The following is a 20,582-nucleotide window of genomic DNA, read 5'->3' on the forward strand; positions in this document are numbered from 1 at the left end:
TGACCCATAAAAATGCCCGCACAATGGCGGGCATTCATTCGAATCAGCGTTGCGGCGGGACTTACTTGGCCGTCAGCGCCGAGTAGCTGTTCATCAAGTTGCGATAGTTCGGAATGCGCGGCGACAGCAGGTTCGCCAGGCCTTCCATGTCGTTGCGCCAGTCGCCTTGCAGCTCGCACGCCACCGAGAACCAGTTCACCAGTTGCGCACCGGCCGTGGCCATGCGCGCCCAGGCAGCCTGTTGCACGGTTTCGTTGAAGGTGCCCGAGGCGTCGGTAACTACAAACACTTCAAAGCCTTCAGCCAGCGCCGACAAGGTCGGGAACGTCACGCAAACGTCGGTCACCACACCGGCGATGATCAACTGCTTGCGGCCGGTGGCCTTCACGGCTTTGACGAAGTCTTCGTTGTCCCAGGCGTTGATCTGGCCTGGACGCGGAATGTATGGCGCATCCGGAAACAGCTCTTTCAACTCAGGCACCATCGGGCCATTCGGACCGTTTTCAAAGCTGGTGGTAAGGATGGTCGGCAGTTTGAAGAACTTGGCCAGGTCCGCGAGAGCCAGCACGTTGTTCTTGAATTCGTTGGGCGAGAAATCCTGGACCAGCGAGATCAGGCCGGTCTGGTGGTCGACCAACAGCACAACTGCGTCGTCTTTGTTCAGACGTTTGTACGGAACGTTGCTCATGTGAAACTCCTCGGTGGATGGAGGTCGCTTATGGCGCCGACACAGTTGGCCGGCGTTCTTTCGTGATCGTTAGAAAGCAAAACACGAGCAGCCAAAGGCGCCCCAGAAACCCTGGAAATCACTGACTGGCGCATTCGACAGGCGCGCCCGCTCATGGCTATGGGAATGCACCGCGCACGGCCCGCTGCAATGGTGAACCTGAGCCTGCATCGGCGAAGTCGGACGCCAGTGGCCCGGCACCTTGACCACCGGCGACCAGTCCGGCAGCACCGGCACGCTGGTCGGCCCGAGTTTTTCGAAGTCACCGGCGGCGTACACCACCTTGCCACCGACCACGGTCAGCACCGACTCGATCCACTTGATGGCCTCTTCTTCGACGCTGAAAAAGTCTGCGGTCAGGGCCACGACGTCCGCCAGTTGGCCGACCTTGATCTGGCCTTTCTTGCCCTGTTCGGACGAGAACCAAGCACTGCCATGGGTGAACAGCTCCAGCGCGGTCTGCCGGGACAGGCCTTCGCTGTGCAGTTCCAGGCCACCGACGGTGCGCCCGCTGACCATCCAATACAGCGAGGTCCAGGGGTTGTAACTGGAAACCCGCGTGGCATCGGTGCCGGCGCCGACCGGTACGCCTTCGGCCAGCATGCGCTTGATCGGCGGCGTCGCTTCGGCCGCCTTGGCGCCGTAACGCTCGACGAAGTACTCGCCCTGGAATGCCATGCGATCCTGAATCGCAATGCCACCGCCCAACGCCCTCACCCGCTCGATGTTCTGCGGGGTAATGGTTTCGGCGTGGTCGAAAAACCACGGCAAGCCATTGAACGGGATGTCTCGATTGACCTTCTCGAACACGTCGAGCATGCGGCTGATGGATTCGTTGTACGTCGCGTGCAAACGGAACGGCCAGCGCTGCTCGACGAGGTGGCGGACCACCGGTTCCAGCTCGTCTTCCATGGTTTGCGGCAGGTCCGGACGCGGCTCGAGGAAGTCTTCGAAATCCGCTGCCGAGAACACCAGCATTTCACCGGCGCCGTTGTGTCGCAGGTAATCGTCGCCCTGGTGCAGGGTGACGCTACTGGTCCAGTTCTTGAAGTCGGTCAGCTCTTCCTTCGGCTTCTGGGTGAACAGGTTATAAGCAATGCGAATCGTCAGTTGCTGGTCCCTGGCCAACTGCTCGATGACTTGGTAATCGTCCGGATAATTCTGGAAACCACCGCCAGCGTCGATGGCGCTGGTCAGGCCGAGACGGTTGAGCTCGCGCATGAACTGACGCGTCGAGTTGATCTGATATTCCAGCGGCAACTTCGGCCCTTTGGCCAAGGTCGAGTAGAGAATCATCGCGTTGGGACGCGCCACCAGCATGCCGGTCGGATCGCCGTTGGCGTCGCGCACAATCTCGCCCCCCGGCGGGTTCGGCGTGTTGCGGGTGTAGCCAACAACCCGCAACGCGGCGCGGTTGAGCAAGGCGCGGTCGTACAAGTGCAAAACGAACACCGGCGTATCCGGCGCGGCCTGGTTGAGTTCTTCAATCGTCGGCATGCGCTTTTCAGCGAACTGGAATTCGTTCCAGCCACCGACCACCCGCACCCATTGCGGCGTTGGCGTGCGATCGGCCTGGTCCTTGAGCATGCGCAAGGCATCGGCCAGGGACGGCACGCCTTCCCAGCGCAGTTCGAGGTTGTAGTTCAAGCCGCCACGAATCAGGTGCAAGTGCGAGTCGTTGAGCCCGGGGATGACGCAGCGGCCCTTGAGGTCAATGACCTGGGTGCCCGAACCGCGCAGGGCCATGGCCTCGGCCTCGGTGCCAACCGCGACGAAGCGACCGTCGGTGATCGCCACCGCACTGGCGAGGGGTTTTTCACGGTCAACGGTATGAAATTGGCCATTGAACAGAATCAGATCGGCGTTCATCGCGTTTCCTCAGGCAGAGTGGAATGAGACTGTCCGGCTTCCAGCCACGGCGCGAACAGTCGCGTCGCCCTGGGCATGAACAGGTACACCACCGAAACCACGATGGTCACGGTGATCAGAAAAGTGGCGACCACGTAATTGGACAGAAAGGCGTTGAGCTTGAGCAGCGGGCCCCAGATCAGCGGCACCAGCAAGGTATGCGGCAGGATCACCAGCAACGTCACCACGGACTGCTTCCAGCGCGGCGGTGGCGAACCGGCATCGGCCTGCGGTGCGAACCAGAATTCTTTGACCGGATTAACCTCGGTCTGGTCTCCATCCGCCAGCATCGGCGCGGCTTCGTTGATCAGCTCCAGCCGTTGCGGCGAATCGAGCCAGCGCTGCATCGCCTCAGTTGAGCAGAAACGCAGCACGCAGGTGAACATGTCCAGGCCGGCGTTCTTGCCGCGAATAACATCCACCCCCAAATGCCCCTCGCTCTTTCCGGCAATACTGACAATCCGCCGCAGCCAGGCTTCATAGGGCACTTCAAAACCGGCCTTGACCCGGTGTTTGACGACCAGGGTCACGACTTCTTCGAAGCCCCGCACCGGGCGGGTGGTTGCAGGGTCGAGGCGATTGGAATCAGGCATAACGGAAGGCTCCGGCGAAACGGAAATTGAGCCGATAATGCCGGTGTGGGGGAGGGAAAAATTGAACGTATGTGCTCTCTTTACGAGCGTATTCTCAAGGTGCGGATAGGCTATTGCCAGTCGGTCATGGCATTTTGAACCGAACACTTTCCGGTGGCGAGCGCGCCTGCTCGCGCCGGTACGCGAAGCAGCCCCAAAACCTGCAATCGCGGTTCCTCAGACGGACTGCATTCGCTGGGTTACGAAGCCAGAATATTCAGAGGCTCAGACATGAACTGACTAATCCGCGACCGCAACCATCGCTCCGCTGGATCATTATCACTTACCCCGCTCCAGGCCATCGACAACTGCGCCTCATCGATGGGAAACGGCGGATCTTCGGCTCTCAAGGCACAGCCTTCGACCAGCGCGCATGCGGCGTAGTCGGGAACGGTGGCGATCATTTCAGTCCCGGCGAGCAACGCCCGCAACCCACTGAACTGCGGCACCCCCAACACCACCCGCCGGGTGCGACCAATCTTGGCCAGATCAAGATCAATGTTGCCACTCAAATCCCCCGAAAACGACACCATCGCATGAGGCCGCTCACAGTACTCATCCAGTGTCAGCTCTCCAGGCCGGTTGTCTGCGCGCAGCACTTTGCAGGGGATATCCCGCAGTTTCTTGCGTTTGGCATTGGCCGGCAGTTCGGTGGTGTAACTGACCCCGACTGAAATCTCCCCGGACGCCAACAATGCCGGCATCAGCAAATAATTGACCCGGCGCACCACCACAATGATCCCCGGCGCCTCCTCCCGCAGATGGCTCAACAGCGACGGAAACAAGCCAAACTCGGCGTCGTCCGATAGACCAATGCGAAACACATCACAACTGGTAGCCGGATCAAACTCCTTGGCCCGGCTGACCGCCCCGGAGATGGTGTCCATCGCCGGTTGCAGCTCCTTGAGAATCGCCAGCGCCCGCGCCGTCGGCTCCATGCCGCGACCGTTGCGCAGCAGCAACGGATCGTCGAACAGATCACGCAACCGCCCCAACGCAGCGCTCACGGCCGGCTGCCCCATGAAGAGTTTTTCGGCGACCCGGGTCAGGTTCCTTTCGAACATCAGAGCCTCAAAAATTACCAGCAGGTTCATGTCGACGCGGCGCAGATCGTTACGGTTCATGGGCACGGTTCCCTTTTGTGTTCAGCCAGGCGCGAGTCTGTCGGACTTTACTCGATCATCGGCACTTTCGCCGCTCGTTTGTAAGGCCCGTACTCGATTGGTACCCACTGGAAATGCTTGTCCACTGCGGTGATATGGCCGACACCCGGAAACGGCAAATGCGCCGCTGTGACCCAGATCTTGCTGGCCGCCGCATCGCTGAAAACCTTGGCGCGGCTCTTGATCGCTTGCTGACTGTCGACGTCGAAACGAATCGATACCTCGGGATGCTCGAACTGCACCGCCAGGTTATGCACCAGATCGCCCATAAACAGAATACTCTGGCCTTGGGAGTTGAACCGATACGTGGTACTGCCCGGTGTGTGCCCGGCTTCCAGCTCGGCATCGACAACGCCCGGCACTGGCGACTGCCCGGCAGTAAAGGTCTTGAAGCGGCCCGCCGCAATGTACGGCGCGGTGGAGTCCTGGGCGATCTTGAAAAACTCCTTGGCACCGGCCGGTGCCTTGTCCATGGCCTGAGGGTCAAGCCAGTAATCGGCTTCTGCCTTGGCCGCGTAGACCGTTGCGTTGGCGAACACTGGCTTCTGCTGCCCGTCCACCAACCCGCACACATGATCCAGATGCAAGTGGGTGAGCAGGATGGTATCGACCTGTTCTGGCTGATAACCGGCGGCTTTCATGTTCGCCGACAGCTGACCCGCCGTGGCACCGATGCACTGCCCCGCCCCGGTATCCACCAGAATCAATCGTTTGCCGGTGTTCACCAGAAACGCATTGAACGCGGTTTGCACCCCCGGTGTTTCAATCGAGCGACGAGCCAGCAACGCGCGGATCTGGTTTTGGGTCAGACCGTCGAGCAGTTTGGGCGACAGGTCGTTGTAGCCATCAAACAACGCCGTCACCTCATAGTCACCCACCGCGAGCCGGTAATAACCGGGAACCTGAGTGTTCACCTGAGCCGGTGCCTGCGCCAGGCCGGTGCCGGACATCAGCGCCAATGCCAGGCCGAGTCCGCCAAGCATGCAAACGCGGGAATGCTTCATGAGATCACCCTTGATCGAGCCAGAAAAAGCGGCTCTGCCCAGGCCGCTACAAGTCGTCAATCTTGCACGGCCCTGCGTCGGCGCGAATTGTAGCGATGTGCTCAGTTGAGCTTTTTCACCCTTAGCCTGACCGCGGAATTAACAACGTTTAACTCGCAAGCCAGAACTTGCGCGACCAATAATGAAGCCCTCTGCGCAGACCTGTTTTTTTAGAAAAGGGGACGAGCTGACCCACCGTGCAGCGCTCCCGCGTGCGCCCACCGACACGGACATTTGCCATGGCTCACTTTCAGCAAAACGCCGCCCACGGGTGCGCCACTGAAACGCGAAAAAAAACCACTGTCGGCCTCAGCCCCTGGCGCGAAACCCTGGTCAAACAGCTGATCCTCGACCACCTCGGTGAAACCCTGGAAGTGACCGAACTGGCACGGGCCTGCGCCTTGTCACGCAGTCATTTTTCCCGTGCGTTCAAGTGCAACACCGGCCACTCGCCGCAAGACTGGATTCGTCAGCAACGCATCGTCCGGGCCAAGCAGTTGATCCAGAATACGGACCTGACCCTGACGCAAATCAGTCTGGAATGCGGCTTCTGCGATCAGGCGCACTTCTGCCACATTTTCACCCGCAGCGAAGGCATCACGCCTTTCGCCTGGCGCTGTCAGGCAGTGCGATCCGCCCCGCCCACCGCAGCACAAGCCGCCCCCTCATATACCGCTCAAATTCACGCCCAAAGATAAAGCCGAGCGGCATGACCGCTCGGCTTTCAGGGATGACGACTAAGAATCACCCCAACGGTGGAATGCCTCTCACGCAAAGAGCAAAAACCGGCGCGGGCCGAACGCCCGCGCCGGGGCCAATCAGGCCTTGAGGAACGCCAGCAGGTCGGCGTTGAGCTGATCCTTGTGAGTATCAGTCAGCCCATGGGGCGCGCCGGGGTAGACGAGCAGTTTCGAGCCCTTGACCAGTTTGGCCGAGGCGATGCCGGAGGCTTCGATCGGTACGATCTGGTCAGCGTCGCCATGCACCACCAGAGTCGGCACGTCGAACTTGAGCAGGTCTTCGGTGAAGTCGGTTTCGGAGAACGCCTTGATGCAGTCATAGGCGCTCTTGTGGCCGGCGGTCATGCCCTGCATCCAGAACCAGTCGATCATGCCCTGAGAAGGCTTGGCGTCAGGTTTGTTGAAACCAAAGAACGGCCCGCTGGCGACGTCTTTGTACAGCTGCGAACGGTCCGCTAGGGACGCCTGACGCAGACCGTCGAACACTTCCATCGGCAGGCCGCCTGGATTGGCTTCGGTCTTGAGCATCAGCGGCGGCACCGAGGAAATTAGCCCGGCCTTGGCGACCCGTCCGGTGCCGTGTCGACCGATGTAGCGCGCCACTTCACCGCCGCCGGTGGAGAAACCGAACAGTACTGCGTTTTGCAGATCCAGCAGCTCGATCAACTGCGCGAGGTCGTCGGCGTAGGTGTCCATTTCATTGCCGAACCAGGGCTGGCTAGAGCGGCCGTGACCACGGCGGTCATGGGCGATGACCCGGTAGCCCTTGGACGCCAGGAAGATCATCTGCGATTCCCAGCTGTCGGCATTCAACGGCCAACCGTGGCTGAAGACGATAGGCTGGCCAGTGCCCCAGTCCTTGTAGTAAATCTCGGTACCGTCGCGGGTGGTGAATGTGCTCATGGCGATTGCTCCTTAACTAAGGGTTGGGGTGTTTGGGTGAATCAAACCGATGAATGGCCCATTCGTTCGGCCAGGCGCGCTACCCGCTCGCCCAGGTGCGCGGCGGTGCAGCGATCTTCGGGAGGTGGCGCATGGTCCGGGGACTGTTCGACATTCGACTGGGCCATGGCCCCCAGGGAACTGCCCAGGCGATTCAATTGCCCATCGAACACGCCAGCGCTGGAGCGCGCCGGCAGCAGGTCGAGACCGACCCAGATCATCGAGTGCTGAGCGGCGAACACCGCCATCTGCAGCAAGGTGTTGAGCTTGTCGCCGCACAGGCAGCCGGAGTTGGTGAACCCGGCGGCCAATTTGTCGCGCCAGGGCTGGGCCAGGTAGAACGACGCAGTAGCCTCCATGAAGCCTTTGAACGGCGCCGAGGCGCTGCCCATGTAAGTCGGGGCGCCGAAGATGATCGCGTCGGCGCGGTGCAAGCAGTCCCAGTGCTCGTCCACTTCCTCGACCGGAATCAGTCGGCAGGTACTGCCCAGGTGCCGTTCCACGCCTTGGGCCACGGCTTCGGCCATGACCCGGGTGTGCCCGTAGCCACTGTGATAGACCACCACCACGTTGCTCATTCCGGCATCCTCCAGAAGTGTTCATCCTTTTTGCTGCACGAAGCACAAAGATCGGTGCCTTCGGTCGATGGACTTGAAGTATTGGATTTTTGGGCGTAGACCGGATCCAGGACGAGTTAAACGTTGTTAATTTTCAACGGTGCATCAAAGACCCGACTCACCCCTTTGCCACCGCCGCACCCAGTAAATACGGAGCTGCGAACGGTACCGGTAACGCTGCAGCCGATGCGCACACCGGATAGTCGCTCGGCCACCGCGTTGCGCTGACGAAAAAATCTGAGGAACATGCTCGGATACCGCGTGATAGACGAATGCAAGCAGGAGTGGCCCGTTGACCCTTTCCCCCGAACAGGCTGTGCATTTCGGCCCTTACCGGATCTACCCCGGACAACGTCTGGTGTTGGAGGTCGACGACCAGCCCCTGCGCCTGGGTCGGCGCGCCATGGACATTCTGTTGATCCTGCTGGAGCACGCCGGGAATGTAGTCAGCAAGCAGCAATTGATCGCGCGGGTCTGGCCCAAAAGCGTAGTCGAAGACATCAATTTGCGAGTGCACATCGCGGCGCTGCGCAAAGCCCTCGGCGACGGTCAAGCCGGCCAGCGCTACATCGTCACCGTGGCCCAGCGTGGTTACAGCTTTGTCGCGCCGTACTCCCTGGAACACGTCGAGCAACGTCCCGCGAGCGGGGGGCACGGGCCGAGCGACCATAACCTGCCCATTCGTCGGACTCGCATGATTGGTCGCCAGGCCTTGGTCGACAGTCTTGTGGCGCAGCTGTCACGCCAGCGCTTCATCACCCTCGTCGGCCCTGGCGGTATCGGCAAGACCACCGTGGCGCTGCGCGTCGCCGAACAACTGATCGGTCGCTACCGGAACGGCATTCGCCTGCTAGACTTGGCCCCGATCAACGACCCTTCGATGATCACCACCCACCTGGCGACGCTGCTCAACCTGTCCTTGCACGACGCCGAACCGATGAGCTGTCTCGCGACCTTCCTGCGCGAGCGGCAGATGCTGCTGGTCATCGACAACTGCGAACACCTGATCGACGCCATTGCGCTGCTCAGCGAAAGCATACTTCGCGGCGCGCCCGATGTGCACATTCTGGCCACCAGCCGCGAGAGCCTGCGGGCCGAAGGCGAATTCGTTCAACGCTTGGAGTCTCTGGACTGCCCACCCCCCATAGCCGTGCTGGACCGCACCCAAGCCTTGACCTTTTCGGCTCTGCAATTGTTCGTCGAACGGGCAATGGCCAGCCACGACAGTTTCGAACTGAGCGATGACGAGCTGCCTCTGGCGATCGAGATCTGCCGACGCCTGGACGGCATTCCTTTAGCGATCGAACTGGCCGCAGCGCAGGTGAGCAGCCTTGGCTTGAGTGGGCTCCTGACGCAACTGCAAGGCAGTTTTCGCCTGCTCACCCAAAGCTGTCAGACGACGTTAGGGCGCCATCAAACCCTGCGCGCAACGCTGGACTGGAGCTTCGAGCTGCTCAGCCCGTGCGAACAAACCTGCCTGCGCCGACTGGGTGTGTTCAGGGGAGGTTTCACGCTGGAATCGGCGGCCGCAGTGATTGTCGGCGAACACATCGAGCCCCGCGAGGTGTTTGCCTCGATCACGCAACTGGTGGCCAAGTCACTGCTGAACGTGGAGGTGGGCGACGAAGAGGTGTTCTACCGTCTGCTCGACACCACCCGCAGCTATGCCTTGGAAAAACTCGACCAGACAACTGATCTGCCAGACACCCTGGAACGCCACGCCGAGCGCTGCCTGGCATTGATGCATCAGGCCCAGAACGACTGGGAGCACATCCAGACCGGTGTATGGATCGAGCGTTACGCCCGCAGTCTGGAAGACATTCGCTCGGCCCTCGACTGGGGCTTGAACGCTCAAGGGCCGCAGGCACTGGCGATCCGACTGGCTTCGGTTTCGACGCCACTCTGGCAGGAACTGTCGCTGCTCAAGGAACACGGCGTGTACGTGCGCAAGGCCCTGGCACTGCTCGAATTGACGCCCGAGCCCTGCCCTCGTCTGAAAATGACCCTCAAGCTCGCCCTCGGCAGCTCCTGCTACCACACCCAGGGCGGCACCGCCGAAACCGTCGAAGCCTTTGTGACCGCCAGAATTCTGGCCGAACACTGCAACGACGTGGCCGGTCAGCTCAGAGCAGTGTCCGGGCACATGGCCGTCAATCTCAGTTGCGGCAACTACCAAACGGCCCTGGAACAGAGCCTGCAATTCGATCGGCTGGGTTTGCAAGGCGACGCAACTGTGTCCCTGAGTACTCACCGTTTGCAGGTGCTGGCCCTGCACTTTGCCGGGGATCAGCAACTGGCACGGGAGAATGCTGAACAGGTCATTCAGCGCATGGCCCAGAGCGGACACCTCAATCGCTTCACCCACGGCTTTGGCGTCCAGTACGACCAGAGCGTCGCCGCCCTGACCATTCTGGCGCGGATCCTCTGGTTGCAAGGCCATCCCGAAAGGGCCTGGCGCACCGCCCGTCAGGCGCTGGACATTGCGATCCAGATCAACCATGGCACGTCCATCTGCTACACCCTGGCACTGTCCGGTTGCCTGATCGCCCACTACAACGGTGACACTCAAACTGCCCATGAACTCTTGCGCCTGCTGCTCGAACAAGCACAAAAACATTCGGTGCTGCTGTTCTACAACTGGGCCCGGCACTATGCGCAGGTGATCGATGGCGATGATGCACATTCGAACCCGCAACCCGGTGCCGGGCTGATCAAGGAAATCATGGTCACCCTGGATACCGGTTTCGTCGATGACGCCTTGCTGGCACGGGCCGAAAACGGTGCGGCGGGCTGGAGCACGGCGGAAATCCTTCGGGCCAGAGCGGATGCTCTGCTTGCAGAAAACTGCCAGAGCGCAGCCGAGACCGTTCTGCTCAAAGCGCTGGCGGTGGCAAAAGCCCAAGGTGCTCTAGCCTGGGAACTGCGCACTGCCACGTCACTGGCCCAGCTTTGGCAGCGTCAAGGCCACTTCCAACAAGCCTATGACCTGCTGGCGCCGATCTACAACCGGTTCACCGAAGGCTTTGCCACGCCAGACCTAACCAAAGTCCGTCAGCTGCTCGATGAGCTGCAACGACACCGGTCCGCCTGAAATCCAGCGTGCCCGGCTGATGTAGCGGGCGTAACGCATTTCGAAGACCTGCAAGTCACCATTGTGTTCGAGCTTCTCCAGCGCGTAGGTGCGGGTGGTGATGAGAAAGCGGTAACGCGCCACGCCACTGCCCTGCTCCACCGACAGCAGCGATTTCGCCGCCAGTCGCTCCACCACTTCCACCAGGCTGGTGGGCCGCAGCACGGCGCAACTGATCACGCTAATGGCCGCGTCCAGGGTGAAAGCCATTTTGAACACCGCCAAACGCTGCAGCACGGTTTGCTCCAGCAGGCTCAGCCGCTCATAGCTCCAGTCCAGCGCGGCCTTGAGCGTCTGATGCCGTGGCACGGCTGTGCGCCGGCCTTGGGTCAGCAGCTGAAAACAGTTGTCCAGTTGTGCCTGCAGCCCCACCAGCGCCAGCGCATCGATCTGCGCCGCCGCCAGTTCGATGGCCAGGGGCAAACCGTCGAGGCGCCGACAGATTTCACGCACCGCCTTGAGGTCCTGTTCGCGCAGAGCAAACCCTTGTTGACGGGCGCGGGCACGGCTGACAAACAGCTGCACCGCCGAATAGCCCATAGCCTCGGTAACACAATGCAGCGCCGTCATCGGCGGCACCACCAGGGCTAGCAAACGCTGGACCGTTTCCCCCGCCACCTGCAGCGGTTCGCGGCTGGTGGCCAGGATCGATAGCCGTGGCGCCGAAACCATTAGGCCCTCCACCACCAATCGGCAACGTTCGAGCAGGTGCTCGCAATTGTCGAGCACCAGCAATGCATGTCGTTGCGCCAGTGCTTCCACGCCAACGTTCAGCTCAAGGGTGTGACTCAGATGCTCGATGAGCCGCGCCGGGTCATCGATTGCCGCCAGATCAACGATCCAGACGCCATCGCGATAGTGCTGCAACAGCAGCTCGGCCACGCGCAAGGCCACCGTGGTCTTGCCAATGCCGGCGGGGCCGACCAGGGTCATGAAACGGCGAACCGGTAACTGCCGGACCACACTGCCAACGACCGAATCTCGGCCGATCACTGGCGTGAGCCGCGCAGGCAGGTTGTGCTGGTGCTTCTGAACGGTTTCGATCGAAACCGGCGTCCCTTCCAACTCGCGCTGCACTGGGGCGATGAAGCTATAACCGCGCTGGGGAATATTAACGATGTAGCACTGCCCGTTCTGGCCATCGCCGAGGGCCCGACGCAGGGCAGCAATGTGCACACGCAGGTTGATTTCCTCGACCACCGAAGTCGGCCAGACGTGGGCGATCAGTTCGTCCTTGCTGACCACGTTGCCGGCGCGCTCGACCAGCACTTGGAGGATATCCAGTGCCCGCCCACCCATGCGCAGCGGCCGATCACCTTCCAGGATCAGCCGTTGACGCAGGTGGAACGCGTAGGGGCCGAACCGCAGCACCGCATCACTGTTTAAATCTCTGAAGCTGTTCATACACGTTCACGTGCTGAAAACCTGGCCCGGCTCAAGGTACTGCAACGTCCATTGCGCGAGTTCGCCCAGGTTCCCGCACCTCCATTGTCAAGAGTTCACGGGTATCTTGGCAGGCATGGATGATGGCACAACTGCCACAGAAGGAGCATTACGGCCATCGCGGTGCGCGGAACGGACAAACAGCCGTCAGCTAAACTGCTCGCGGTACTGGGTCGGGGTCAAGCCAAGCTTTTCACTGAACAGAAAACGCATGTGCCGCACGCTGCCGAAGCCGCTTTTGTAGGCCACGGTCTTGAGCGGCAAGTCGCTGGTTTCCAACAGACTTCTGGCGCAGTCGATGCGCGCGCTCTGAAGAAACCCCATTGGCGTCATGTTCACTTCCCGGGCAAACACCCTGGCGAAATGACGCGCACTCATGTTGGCCAGACTGGCCATGCATTCGATGCTGAAGGCTTCATCAAGGTGTTCGAGCACATAGCTCTGCACTCGAGTGATGGCGGTTTCGTGGGGCGCCACTGCCGCCATCAACGGACTGAACTGCGCCTGTCCACCCTGGCGTTTCATCACCACCAGCAACACCTTGGCCACGTCCTGGGCGATTTTCTTGCCATGATCCTGAGCGACCACCGCCAGTGCCAGGTCGATGCCGGCGGTGACGCCGCCAGAGGTGATCAGGTTGCGGTCCTGAACGTAAATCTGATCGGTCTCAACCGTCGCCTTGGGGAAGCCCCTGATCAACCGTTCCGTGTAATGCCAGTGAGTCGTCACGCGATAACCGTCCAGCAAACCGGCATGCCCCAGCACGAAAGCACCCGTGCAGATCGAGCCATAACAGGTCGCCCGGCTAACGGCGCCCTGCAGCCAGTCGAGCAATGGCGGATGTTTTTCGTTGTAGGCCCCCGGGCCGCCCGGTACCAGCAACAGGTCATAGCCCTCGCATGCCTGATCAATATGCAGATCGGCCTGGACTCTGACGCCATTGGAGGCACGCAGCGCGCCGTGTTCGGTGCCGATAGTCGACAGCTCATAGCCGTCGCCCGGTTCCAGATAACGATTGGCGATGGAGAACACCTCCATGGGACCGGCCATGTCGAGCAGCAAAAAGTCCGGAAACAACACCATTGCCACGGTTTTCATGAGTTCAAATCACTGATAGCAAAGAAATAGGAATGTACCGATAACGCTGAACATTATGGCCAGGTGTGGCGCGAACGGCGGATAAGAATACGTGATTGCGCACACATAACTGTCAACCTGAACGAGACAGTATTTCAATTTCTATCTACTTATTGCACTCACCAGTAAATATTAACCTTCTCCTCACTCGGACGAATCTCGTCCCCACAGGAGATTTCATCATGCTGACCCTTCGCAAAGCCTCTGATCGCGGCGCGGCCAATCACGGTTGGTTGAAGTCGTTCCATACCTTTTCCTTTGCCAACTACCGCAATCCGCGGGAGCAGGGTTTTTCCGACCTGCTGGTGATCAACGATGACCGCGTGGCAGCCGGTAAAGGCTTCGGCCAACACCCGCACCGGGACATGGAGATTTTCTCCTATGTGCTCGAAGGTGCCCTGGAACACAAGGACACCCTGGGTACCGGTTCGGTGATCCGCCCCGGCGATGTGCAGTTGATGAGCGCCGGCAGCGGCGTGGCCCACAGTGAATACAATCACTCGGCGACCCGGCCGGTGCACTTCCTGCAAATCTGGATCGTGCCGGACGTCAGCGGCGCCAAACCGCGTTATCAGCAAGAGCACTTCAGCACGCAGAAGAAACGCGGTCGCCTGCAACTGATCATCTCCCCCGATGGGGCCAACGGTTCGCTGCGGGTGCGTCAGGATGCCCGGGTCTATTCCAGCCTCATCGACGGTAAGGAAACCGCCACCCTCACGCTTGCCGCCAATCGCTACGCTTATGTGCACGTGGCCCGGGGCAATGTCGAACTCAACGGCGTGCAGTTGCAGGAAGGCGATGGTGTGCGGGTTCGGGATGAACAGGCGCTGACCTTGAGCAATGGTGTGGATGCCGAAGTGCTGGTGTTTGATCTGCGTCCTCAAGAGCTGCCGGAAATGCCATGACCGTAACTTGCCTGGGGGGCTCTGTGCCCCCGGGCTTCACTCAATGGAATAAACGGGAGGCTGTGGCACTGCCACAATTTTGAGTGTTCTCAAAAGATCGCGGGAAGAGCCAAAGAAAGACTTTTCTTTGGCCGAAAAAAATGGACCTCTTTTCAGAGATCCATTTTTTAATGCCTGGAGCGGGAAACGAGACTCGCGTCTAGCGTCCGACCTATTGAAATATAAAGGTTTTTAAATATTCCCTCAGCAGGAATGGACTTATTTTTGGACTTGTTCGCGGGCATGTCAAGAACCGGGAAAAACATCATTCCACGCTGCACTACCGAGTACTCTCTACGGCTAATCGGACAAGCTACCATCAGGCCAAATAACCTTGACTCAAGCCTATTCATTGTCCCTCCCGCAAACGAGCAAGAAGAATCTGAAGTGGATGCGGTATTGTCCGCCCACCCTGTCGCTTGACTTGGCTCCTACAGGAATAACCATCCGCCACCAAGCGCCCCTCTTCACCATGCCGCGCAACTAAACGCTGCCAAGACTGGCTGTATATCTTATTGGCCGTTTCAACATTTCGGGTCTCATGCCCATAGGTACCCGGCACTCGGCAAGACGTCAGTCAGTAGTGTTTCCGAGCACGATATTCGGGCACTGATCCGCACCGTCGTCAGCCGCGGTGCTCACCGGCAAGCCATCAGTTTCTTCGCCGACCTCACCCAGATGTTCAGCTGGGCCAGAAAACGACAGCCCTGGCGGGCGTTACTGGTCGAGGGCGATCCGACTGAGCTGGTCGACATCTCCCCCCTGATCCCTGCCGACTACGAGGAGGAAAGAAGCCGAATCCTTTCTCCTGCTGAGCTGTTGGAACTGCATAACCGCTTCCAGCAAATGACAGCCGATTACAGCGCCCTCCCCGCCGGCCAAAAATACGAGGGCATTCGGCCGTTAAAAAAAGAAACCCAACTCGCGCTCTGGATCAGCCTGGGCACCTTGTGCCGGATTGGCGAATTGCTGCAGGCCGAATGGAAAAATGTCGATCTGGAACAGCAGACCTGGTTTATCTCCAGCGAAAACGTCAAAGGCACTCGCGGCAAGAAGCAAGACCGCCATGTCTTCCTCTCCCCCTTCGCTCTGCATTTCTTTCAGGAACTGAAAACACTGACGGGGCATACTCAATGGTGCTTTCCCAACAAGCAAAATGATGGGCATGTCGATGTGAAAGTCGTGAGTAAACAAGTGGGGGATCGTCAGGCCAGGTTCAAAAATCGTAAGGTTCTCTCGCAACGATGCCACGACGACACGCTGGTCCTTGCCGAAGGCCAGAACGGTGATTGGACGCCCCACGATCCGCACTTAAGAAAATGGTAACTGCGGGCTCCACAGCATGATTGATCTGGTCGGGCTGTGGCGCTGGATCCAGGCCCCACAACTGGCGCTCAATGATTCCCACCCTACAAATAAACGAAACTGTACATTAATGAGATTGCCTTATGACCATTCCATTCCCTCAAACCCCTGAATTTTCCGGCGCTCTCTATACGCCCAGCCGCGTAGAAGCAGAGGTGTTCGACCTCGAGATTGAAGGCACCCTACCCGCCTCGATCCGCGGGACCTTTTATCAGGTCGCGCCAGACCCGCAGTACCCGCCCATGCTGGGCAGCGATATCTTTTTCAACGGTGACGGAATGGTCAGCGGCTTCTACTTCGCCGACGGCAGGGTCTCGATGCGACTATGAGAGAACTTTGGGCCGAGCAGGAAGCACGTGATCAGGAATCAGCGGAAGACGGTATGGCATGCGGAGTCGACGGTTGCTCCAGCCCTTAATCACTAGCTGGAAAACCACTCAATTTACGGGCATGCGCACGAGCTCAAATGTCACTCTTGTGCGGAACGCGACCGAGCTAGCGTGGCATCCAGATAAAACTATTGCGGACTGCAGTCCCATTAGCCATTCAATGGCTTCCATGCTCATCGACCAAGAGCGCCTAGCGGACGGGCGCTCACTATCTAGACATCACGGCCCTGTGCGGGAAAACACTTCGACAATTTCATCAATCACTGCACGAACCCTGGCGGTATGCCGCAAGTCCGCGTGAGTCACTAGCCACACGTCATACGGCAACGGTCGCGTGCGCTCAGGCCACAGCCTGACCAGCCCGTCCCTCTCCCCCATGTACACCGGAATTTCCCCCAGCCCGATCCCGGCGGCAATGGATCGGCGCACCAGCAGGCTTGAACTCAGGCTCGACACGATCCGCCCGCGACCCAAGGGCTCCGAGACCAGCGTCATGTCCTTGTTGCCCTGCAAGTACGGCTGATACACCACCAGATCATGCCCCTCGAACGCCGAGCCCGGCTCCGGCACGCCGTAAGCGTCTACGTAGGCTTGCGATGCAAACAGGCCCACCGGCCAGCGCGCGATGCGCCGGGCGATCAGGTCCGGGTTGTCTGGCCGGGTGTTGCGCACGGCAATGTCGGCTTCGCGTTTCGCCAGGCTGAGAATTTGCGTCGAGGCGTCGAGTTGCACCCGCACGTTGGGGTGCTGCTCATGCAAGCGAGCAATGGCCGGGATCAGGAAGTCGATGGCCATGGAGTCCGTAGTGCTGACCCTGACGATGCCCGTCAAACGGTCGTCCAGGCCTTGGATCTGTCGCTCCAGTTCCAGCGCGGAATGCTCCATTTTTTCAACGGCTTTCAACGCCGCTTCGCCGACAGCGGTCAGCGCGTAGCCTTCTGAGGTGCGCAGGAACAGCGTCGCACTCAAGGACCTTTCCAGCGCCGTAATTCGCCGGCCGACGGTGGCCTGATCGACACTCAGCACCCGCGCTGCGCCGCGTAACGTCGACTCCCGGCAAACCGCGAGAAATACCCGTGCGTCATCCCAATTCATACCGTTTTCCACCGATGCATATACGCATCACCATAACGCAAATTCGCTGCGTTATTGCATCAAAAAATCTGGATAAGCTGGGCACCAGAGAAAAATCCACAGGACAGCGCCCATGCTCAGTACATCAACTACTCCACGCAGCGTAATCTGGCTGCCGATTTTCGCCGGCCTCTGCGCCAGCCTGGTCAGCATTGGCCTGGCGCGGTTCGCCTACACGCCGTTGATTCCCTCGTTGATCCAGGCTCAGTGGTTTTCCGCCGGCGACGTGGTCTACCTCGGCGCCGCCAATCTGGTGGGTTACCTGATCGGGGCTCTGATCGGTCATCCGCTGGCCCGTCGCACGTCCAACAAACGCACCCTGCGCCTGATGATGCTGGCGGTGACGTTGTCGTTTTTCGCCTGTGGCTTTCCGTTGTCGGTGAGCTGGTTCTTCGGCTGGCGTTTGCTGTCGGGCATCGCCGGCGGCGCGATCATGGTGCTGGTGGCCGCGACCGTGCTGCCACATGTCCCGGCCTCCCGTCGAGGGCTGGCCAGCGGAGCGATTTTTCTGGGCATCGGTTTGGGTATTGCCGGATCGGGGACGATTGTTCCGCCGCTGTTGAGCCTCGGTTTGCAGGACACCTGGTTCGGTCTGGGTGTGCTGGCAATGGTGCTGACCGCCGCTAGCTGGTTCGGCTGGCCGTCAACCGCGCACGCTGCAACCGTCACGTCATCGGTCAATGAATTGAAGACTCCGACCGATCCACGGGTTTATCTGCTCTTCGCCCAATACGCGTTCATGGCCGCGGGGCTCGTGCCCGCCATGGTGTTTCTGGTGGATTACGTCGCCCGCGGGCTCGGTGCCGGGCCGCATGTTGGCGCGCTCATTTGGGTGATGTATGGCCTCGGCGCGATTATCGGGCCGGTGAGTTACGGCTTTCTGGCTGACAAACTGGGCGCACGGTTGAGCATTCGCCTAGTGCTGGTGGTACAGGCGATTGCCGTCGGTTTGCTGTCGATTTCCAGCTCATTCACCGCGCTGGCGTTGCTGGCGGTGATCCTCGGCTCATTCCCGCCGGGTATCGTGCCGCTGGCGCTGGCCCGGGTTCACGAACTGATCCCACAGCATCACCAGCAGCAGATTGCCTGGAGCCGCGCCACGGTGTCGTTCGCCACGTTCCAGGCGATCGCCGGGTTTGCCTATTCGGCATTGTTCAACGCCAGCGGCGGGCATCATGAGTTGTTGTTCATCATCGCGGCGGGTGCCATTGTCGTGGCACTGTTGCTGGAACAGGGCATGCGCTTGCTGAACCGTCGTGATCGGCTGCAACCGGCATTGAACTGAGTCACTGACACCTTGACGTGGTCCCACTTACTGAACACTTCCAGACAGGACGCTCACATGAATCTGCCCCAAACCATGACCCTGATTGAAATCACCGAACCCGGCGGCCCCGAGGTGTTGAAGCCGCACCAGGAACCGGTGCCCATCGCCGGTGTGGGCGAAGTGCTGATTCGCGTGCACGCCGCTGGGGTCAATCGCCCCGACGTGATTCAGCGGGCCGGCAAGTATCCGATGAAACCCGGTATGAGCCCGATTCCCGGTCTGGAAGTGGCCGGTGAAGTGGTGGCGGTCGGTAAAGACGTCAGCAAATTCATCGTCGGCGACAACGTCTGCGCCTTGACCAACGGCGGCGGCTACGCACAATACTGTGTCGCCCCGGCCAGCCAGACCCTGCCGATTCCTCAAGGCATGGATTGGGTGCAAGCGGCGGCGATCCCGGAAACGTTCTTTACGGTATGGGCTAATCTATTCGACATCGGTGGAGCCAGCAAAGGCCAGCGCGCGCTGATTCACGGCGGCACCAGCGGCATCGGCACGACTGCCCTGATGTTGTGCCGCGAATTCGGCGTCAAGGCCTTCGCCACGGCAGGCAGTGAGGAAAAGTGCGCGGCGATCCGCTCGTTGGGGGCCGAGGCGATCAACTACCGTGATCAGGACTTTGCTCAGGTCATCCAGGAAAAAACCGCCGGCAAGGGCGTCAATGTGATCCTCGACATCATGGGCGGTTCGTACCTGAACTCGAACATCGCGACGCTGGGCATGGAAGGTCGGTTGGTGATGCTGGGCTTTCTCGGCGGCGCCCACGCCAAGGACGTCGATCTGATGGCGATCCTGGGCAAACGCGCGACGATCACCGGCTCGCTGATGCGTTCACGCACCCGCGAAGAAAAAGCCTCGATCGCCGAACAGTTGCGTGAATATGTCTGGCCGGTACTTGCTGCCGGACGTTGCTTGCCGATGATCGACAAAGTCTTTTCGTTGGCCGATGCGGCGCAGGCTCATGTACGGATGGAAGGTGGCGATCATATCGGTAAGATCGTCTTAAGCTTAAATTGAGCTAAATCGATAATCGACACCGTGCATGCAATGGCCGGGTGTACGCGTCGCACACAAAGCTACTCCGAGGCTGATTTTGGGGTATGTCGAGTGCATGATGTAGCAAAGAGTATGTACAGCGCGCGACGCTCCGTAGAGGTCTTTCGCGGAGGCACCAGGCTAAGGGTGGCCCCAGTGGCGCGCAGAACGGAAATGAGAGCCTCTGGAATTCCACAGAGGCCGAAGCCCCCATGGCTAGACATGTTGTCATGGACGATTCCGTCCAAGCCCGCATCTGCGGAGAGGCATACCTTGTTAGTCCCTTCCTTTCGTTGATAAGAAATGTCACTTCATACCGCTCACTGACAATCGCGATGTTGACGGTATCTTTTTCACAAATCGCCTGGTTCTTCAGAAAGCCCTTTTAAAAAACGATTGGCGTTGATTACGTAGCCTTTGGCATTGGCTTGTAACCCTGCCTGCTGCTCTTCAGTGAGCGTGCGAACGACCTTGGCGGGAGCCCCCAGCACTAACGAGCCGTCAGGAATCACCATGTTCTCGGTCACTAGCGCCTTGGCACCGATCAGACAATTCGTACCAATTCGAGCGCCGTTCAGTACGACTGCCTGAATGCCTATCAAGCTGCCATCGCCAACGTGACAACCATGGAGCATGGCTTGATGGCCGATGGTCACGTCCTTTCCCAACGTCAACGGAAAGCCTGGGTCGGAATGCAGAACGGCTCCGTCCTGGACATTGGTTCCTGGCCCAATCGAGATCTGCTCGTTGTCGCCGCGAATCACCGCGCCAAACCAGACACTGGATCCTTCCTCTAGACGCACCCTGCCGATGACAACGGCTGTAGGGGCGATCCAACTGTGCGGATGGGCTTCGACACGTTGGTCTCCCAAGCGATATTTCATCGAAAATTCCTTTCTATGTTGGTGT

Annotated in this window: 16 protein-coding genes and 3 pseudogenes; 7 read left to right on the forward strand and 12 right to left on the reverse strand. The window is 59.7% G+C overall.

Features of this window, described 5'->3' with window-relative positions:
• Positions 1–61: 61 nt before the first annotated feature.
• The 5 genes from ycaC to AC1MEE_RS13960 all read right to left on the reverse strand — a co-directional run bounded on the left by ycaC (position 62) and on the right by AC1MEE_RS13960 (position 5,434).
• Positions 62–688 (reverse strand): isochorismate family cysteine hydrolase YcaC, encoded by a 627-nt coding sequence (ycaC, locus tag AC1MEE_RS13940; RefSeq protein ID WP_076030316.1) that lies wholly within the window; start codon positions 686–688, stop codon positions 62–64.
• A gap of 69 nt (positions 689–757) precedes the next feature.
• Positions 758–2,596, reverse strand: coding sequence for an amidohydrolase (locus tag AC1MEE_RS13945; RefSeq protein WP_480415902.1), 1,839 nt, complete (start codon positions 2,594–2,596; stop codon positions 758–760).
• Positions 2,593–3,228 (reverse strand): antibiotic biosynthesis monooxygenase, encoded by a 636-nt coding sequence (locus AC1MEE_RS13950; protein WP_480415903.1) that lies wholly within the window; start codon positions 3,226–3,228, stop codon positions 2,593–2,595. The genes AC1MEE_RS13945 and AC1MEE_RS13950 overlap by 4 nt, the downstream gene beginning before the upstream one ends.
• A gap of 239 nt (positions 3,229–3,467) precedes the next feature.
• Positions 3,468–4,391: a LysR family transcriptional regulator gene (locus AC1MEE_RS13955; protein WP_480415904.1), complete on the reverse strand. Its 924-nt coding sequence runs from the start codon at positions 4,389–4,391 to the stop codon at positions 3,468–3,470.
• A gap of 47 nt (positions 4,392–4,438) precedes the next feature.
• On the reverse strand, positions 4,439–5,434 hold the full coding sequence (locus AC1MEE_RS13960; RefSeq protein ID WP_480415905.1) for an MBL fold metallo-hydrolase: 996 nt from the start codon (positions 5,432–5,434) through the stop codon (positions 4,439–4,441).
• Positions 5,435–5,712: 278 nt separating this feature from the next.
• Between AC1MEE_RS13960 and AC1MEE_RS13965 the strand changes: the two genes are divergently transcribed.
• The gene (locus tag AC1MEE_RS13965; protein ID WP_480415906.1) at positions 5,713–6,171 is read left to right on the forward strand and encodes a helix-turn-helix domain-containing protein; all 459 of its coding nucleotides are present in this window, start codon (positions 5,713–5,715) and stop codon (positions 6,169–6,171) included.
• 120 nt (positions 6,172–6,291) lie between these two features.
• On the opposite strand, the gene AC1MEE_RS13970 is transcribed toward AC1MEE_RS13965, so the two are convergent.
• Both AC1MEE_RS13970 and AC1MEE_RS13975 read right to left on the reverse strand, forming a co-directional pair.
• Positions 6,292–7,116 (reverse strand): alpha/beta fold hydrolase, encoded by an 825-nt coding sequence (locus AC1MEE_RS13970; protein WP_480415907.1) that lies wholly within the window; start codon positions 7,114–7,116, stop codon positions 6,292–6,294.
• A gap of 41 nt (positions 7,117–7,157) precedes the next feature.
• The gene (locus AC1MEE_RS13975; RefSeq protein WP_480415908.1) at positions 7,158–7,733 is read right to left on the reverse strand and encodes a flavodoxin family protein; all 576 of its coding nucleotides are present in this window, start codon (positions 7,731–7,733) and stop codon (positions 7,158–7,160) included.
• A 331-nt stretch (positions 7,734–8,064) separates the two neighbouring features.
• Here AC1MEE_RS13975 and AC1MEE_RS13980 point away from each other — a divergent pair, with 331 nt between their 5' ends.
• Complete coding sequence (locus AC1MEE_RS13980) at positions 8,065–10,863, forward strand: ATP-binding protein (protein ID WP_480415909.1); 2,799 nt, start codon at positions 8,065–8,067, stop codon at positions 10,861–10,863.
• On the opposite strand, the gene AC1MEE_RS13985 is transcribed toward AC1MEE_RS13980, so the two are convergent.
• Complete coding sequence (locus tag AC1MEE_RS13985; RefSeq protein ID WP_480415910.1) at positions 10,810–12,306, reverse strand: ATP-binding protein; 1,497 nt, start codon at positions 12,304–12,306, stop codon at positions 10,810–10,812. The two genes, AC1MEE_RS13980 and AC1MEE_RS13985, sit on opposite strands and share 54 nt — an antisense overlap.
• 186 nt (positions 12,307–12,492) lie before the next feature.
• On the reverse strand, positions 12,493–13,443 hold the full coding sequence (locus AC1MEE_RS13990; protein ID WP_480415911.1) for a GlxA family transcriptional regulator: 951 nt from the start codon (positions 13,441–13,443) through the stop codon (positions 12,493–12,495).
• 221 nt (positions 13,444–13,664) lie between these two features.
• Between AC1MEE_RS13990 and AC1MEE_RS13995 the strand changes: the two genes are divergently transcribed.
• Complete coding sequence (locus tag AC1MEE_RS13995) at positions 13,665–14,387, forward strand: pirin family protein (RefSeq protein ID WP_480415912.1); 723 nt, start codon at positions 13,665–13,667, stop codon at positions 14,385–14,387.
• A 388-nt stretch (positions 14,388–14,775) separates the two neighbouring features.
• Here the strand turns inward: AC1MEE_RS13995 and AC1MEE_RS14000 are convergent.
• A pseudogene (locus AC1MEE_RS14000) lies at positions 14,776–14,994 on the reverse strand (hypothetical protein); the annotation flags it as partial.
• Between AC1MEE_RS14000 and AC1MEE_RS14005 the strand changes: the two are divergent.
• Positions 14,982–15,731 (forward strand): annotated as a pseudogene (locus AC1MEE_RS14005) (tyrosine-type recombinase/integrase); the annotation flags it as partial. The pseudogenes AC1MEE_RS14000 and AC1MEE_RS14005 overlap by 13 nt on opposite strands.
• A 143-nt stretch (positions 15,732–15,874) precedes the next feature.
• A pseudogene (locus AC1MEE_RS14010) lies at positions 15,875–16,114 on the forward strand (carotenoid oxygenase family protein); the annotation flags it as partial.
• A gap of 285 nt (positions 16,115–16,399) precedes the next feature.
• Here the strand turns inward: AC1MEE_RS14010 and AC1MEE_RS14015 are convergent.
• Positions 16,400–17,275 (reverse strand): LysR family transcriptional regulator, encoded by an 876-nt coding sequence (locus AC1MEE_RS14015; protein WP_480415913.1) that lies wholly within the window; start codon positions 17,273–17,275, stop codon positions 16,400–16,402.
• A 112-nt stretch (positions 17,276–17,387) separates the two neighbouring features.
• Here AC1MEE_RS14015 and AC1MEE_RS14020 point away from each other — a divergent pair, with 112 nt between their 5' ends.
• Both AC1MEE_RS14020 and AC1MEE_RS14025 read left to right on the forward strand, forming a co-directional pair.
• A complete protein-coding gene (locus tag AC1MEE_RS14020) occupies positions 17,388–18,599 on the forward strand; it encodes a YbfB/YjiJ family MFS transporter (protein WP_480415914.1) in 1,212 nt (403 codons plus the stop codon).
• A gap of 57 nt (positions 18,600–18,656) precedes the next feature.
• Complete coding sequence (locus AC1MEE_RS14025) at positions 18,657–19,655, forward strand: NAD(P)H-quinone oxidoreductase (RefSeq protein ID WP_480415915.1); 999 nt, start codon at positions 18,657–18,659, stop codon at positions 19,653–19,655.
• 371 nt (positions 19,656–20,026) lie between these two features.
• Here the strand turns inward: AC1MEE_RS14025 and AC1MEE_RS14030 are convergent, their stop codons facing one another.
• A complete protein-coding gene (locus AC1MEE_RS14030; RefSeq protein WP_480415916.1) occupies positions 20,027–20,557 on the reverse strand; it encodes a gamma carbonic anhydrase family protein in 531 nt (176 codons plus the stop codon).
• Positions 20,558–20,582: the final 25 nt, after the last annotated feature.

Source organism: Pseudomonas sp. ASL3, from assembly GCF_056680425.1.

Bases quoted from the DNA above. Each gene is read 5' to 3' on its own strand.
- AC1MEE_RS13950 (WP_480415903.1), bottom strand. From the start codon at position 3,228: ATGCCTGATTCCAATCGCCTCGACCCTGCAACCACCCGCCCGGTGCGG.
- AC1MEE_RS13975 (WP_480415908.1), bottom strand. From the start codon at position 7,733: ATGAGCAACGTGGTGGTGGTCTATCACAGTGGCTACGGGCACACCCGG.
- AC1MEE_RS13965 (WP_480415906.1), top strand. From the start codon at position 5,713: ATGGCTCACTTTCAGCAAAACGCCGCCCACGGGTGCGCCACTGAAACG.
- AC1MEE_RS13995 (WP_480415912.1), top strand. From the start codon at position 13,665: ATGCTGACCCTTCGCAAAGCCTCTGATCGCGGCGCGGCCAATCACGGT.
- ycaC (WP_076030316.1), bottom strand. From the start codon at position 688: ATGAGCAACGTTCCGTACAAACGTCTGAACAAAGACGACGCAGTTGTG.
- AC1MEE_RS14025 (WP_480415915.1), top strand. From the start codon at position 18,657: ATGAATCTGCCCCAAACCATGACCCTGATTGAAATCACCGAACCCGGC.
- AC1MEE_RS13970 (WP_480415907.1), bottom strand. From the start codon at position 7,116: ATGAGCACATTCACCACCCGCGACGGTACCGAGATTTACTACAAGGAC.
- AC1MEE_RS14015 (WP_480415913.1), bottom strand. From the start codon at position 17,275: ATGAATTGGGATGACGCACGGGTATTTCTCGCGGTTTGCCGGGAGTCG.
- AC1MEE_RS13990 (WP_480415911.1), bottom strand. From the start codon at position 13,443: ATGAAAACCGTGGCAATGGTGTTGTTTCCGGACTTTTTGCTGCTCGAC.
- AC1MEE_RS14030 (WP_480415916.1), bottom strand. From the start codon at position 20,557: ATGAAATATCGCTTGGGAGACCAACGTGTCGAAGCCCATCCGCACAGT.
- AC1MEE_RS13955 (WP_480415904.1), bottom strand. From the start codon at position 4,391: ATGAACCGTAACGATCTGCGCCGCGTCGACATGAACCTGCTGGTAATT.
- AC1MEE_RS13985 (WP_480415910.1), bottom strand. From the start codon at position 12,306: ATGAACAGCTTCAGAGATTTAAACAGTGATGCGGTGCTGCGGTTCGGC.
- AC1MEE_RS14020 (WP_480415914.1), top strand. From the start codon at position 17,388: ATGCTCAGTACATCAACTACTCCACGCAGCGTAATCTGGCTGCCGATT.
- AC1MEE_RS13960 (WP_480415905.1), bottom strand. From the start codon at position 5,434: ATGAAGCATTCCCGCGTTTGCATGCTTGGCGGACTCGGCCTGGCATTG.
- AC1MEE_RS13945 (WP_480415902.1), bottom strand. From the start codon at position 2,596: ATGAACGCCGATCTGATTCTGTTCAATGGCCAATTTCATACCGTTGAC.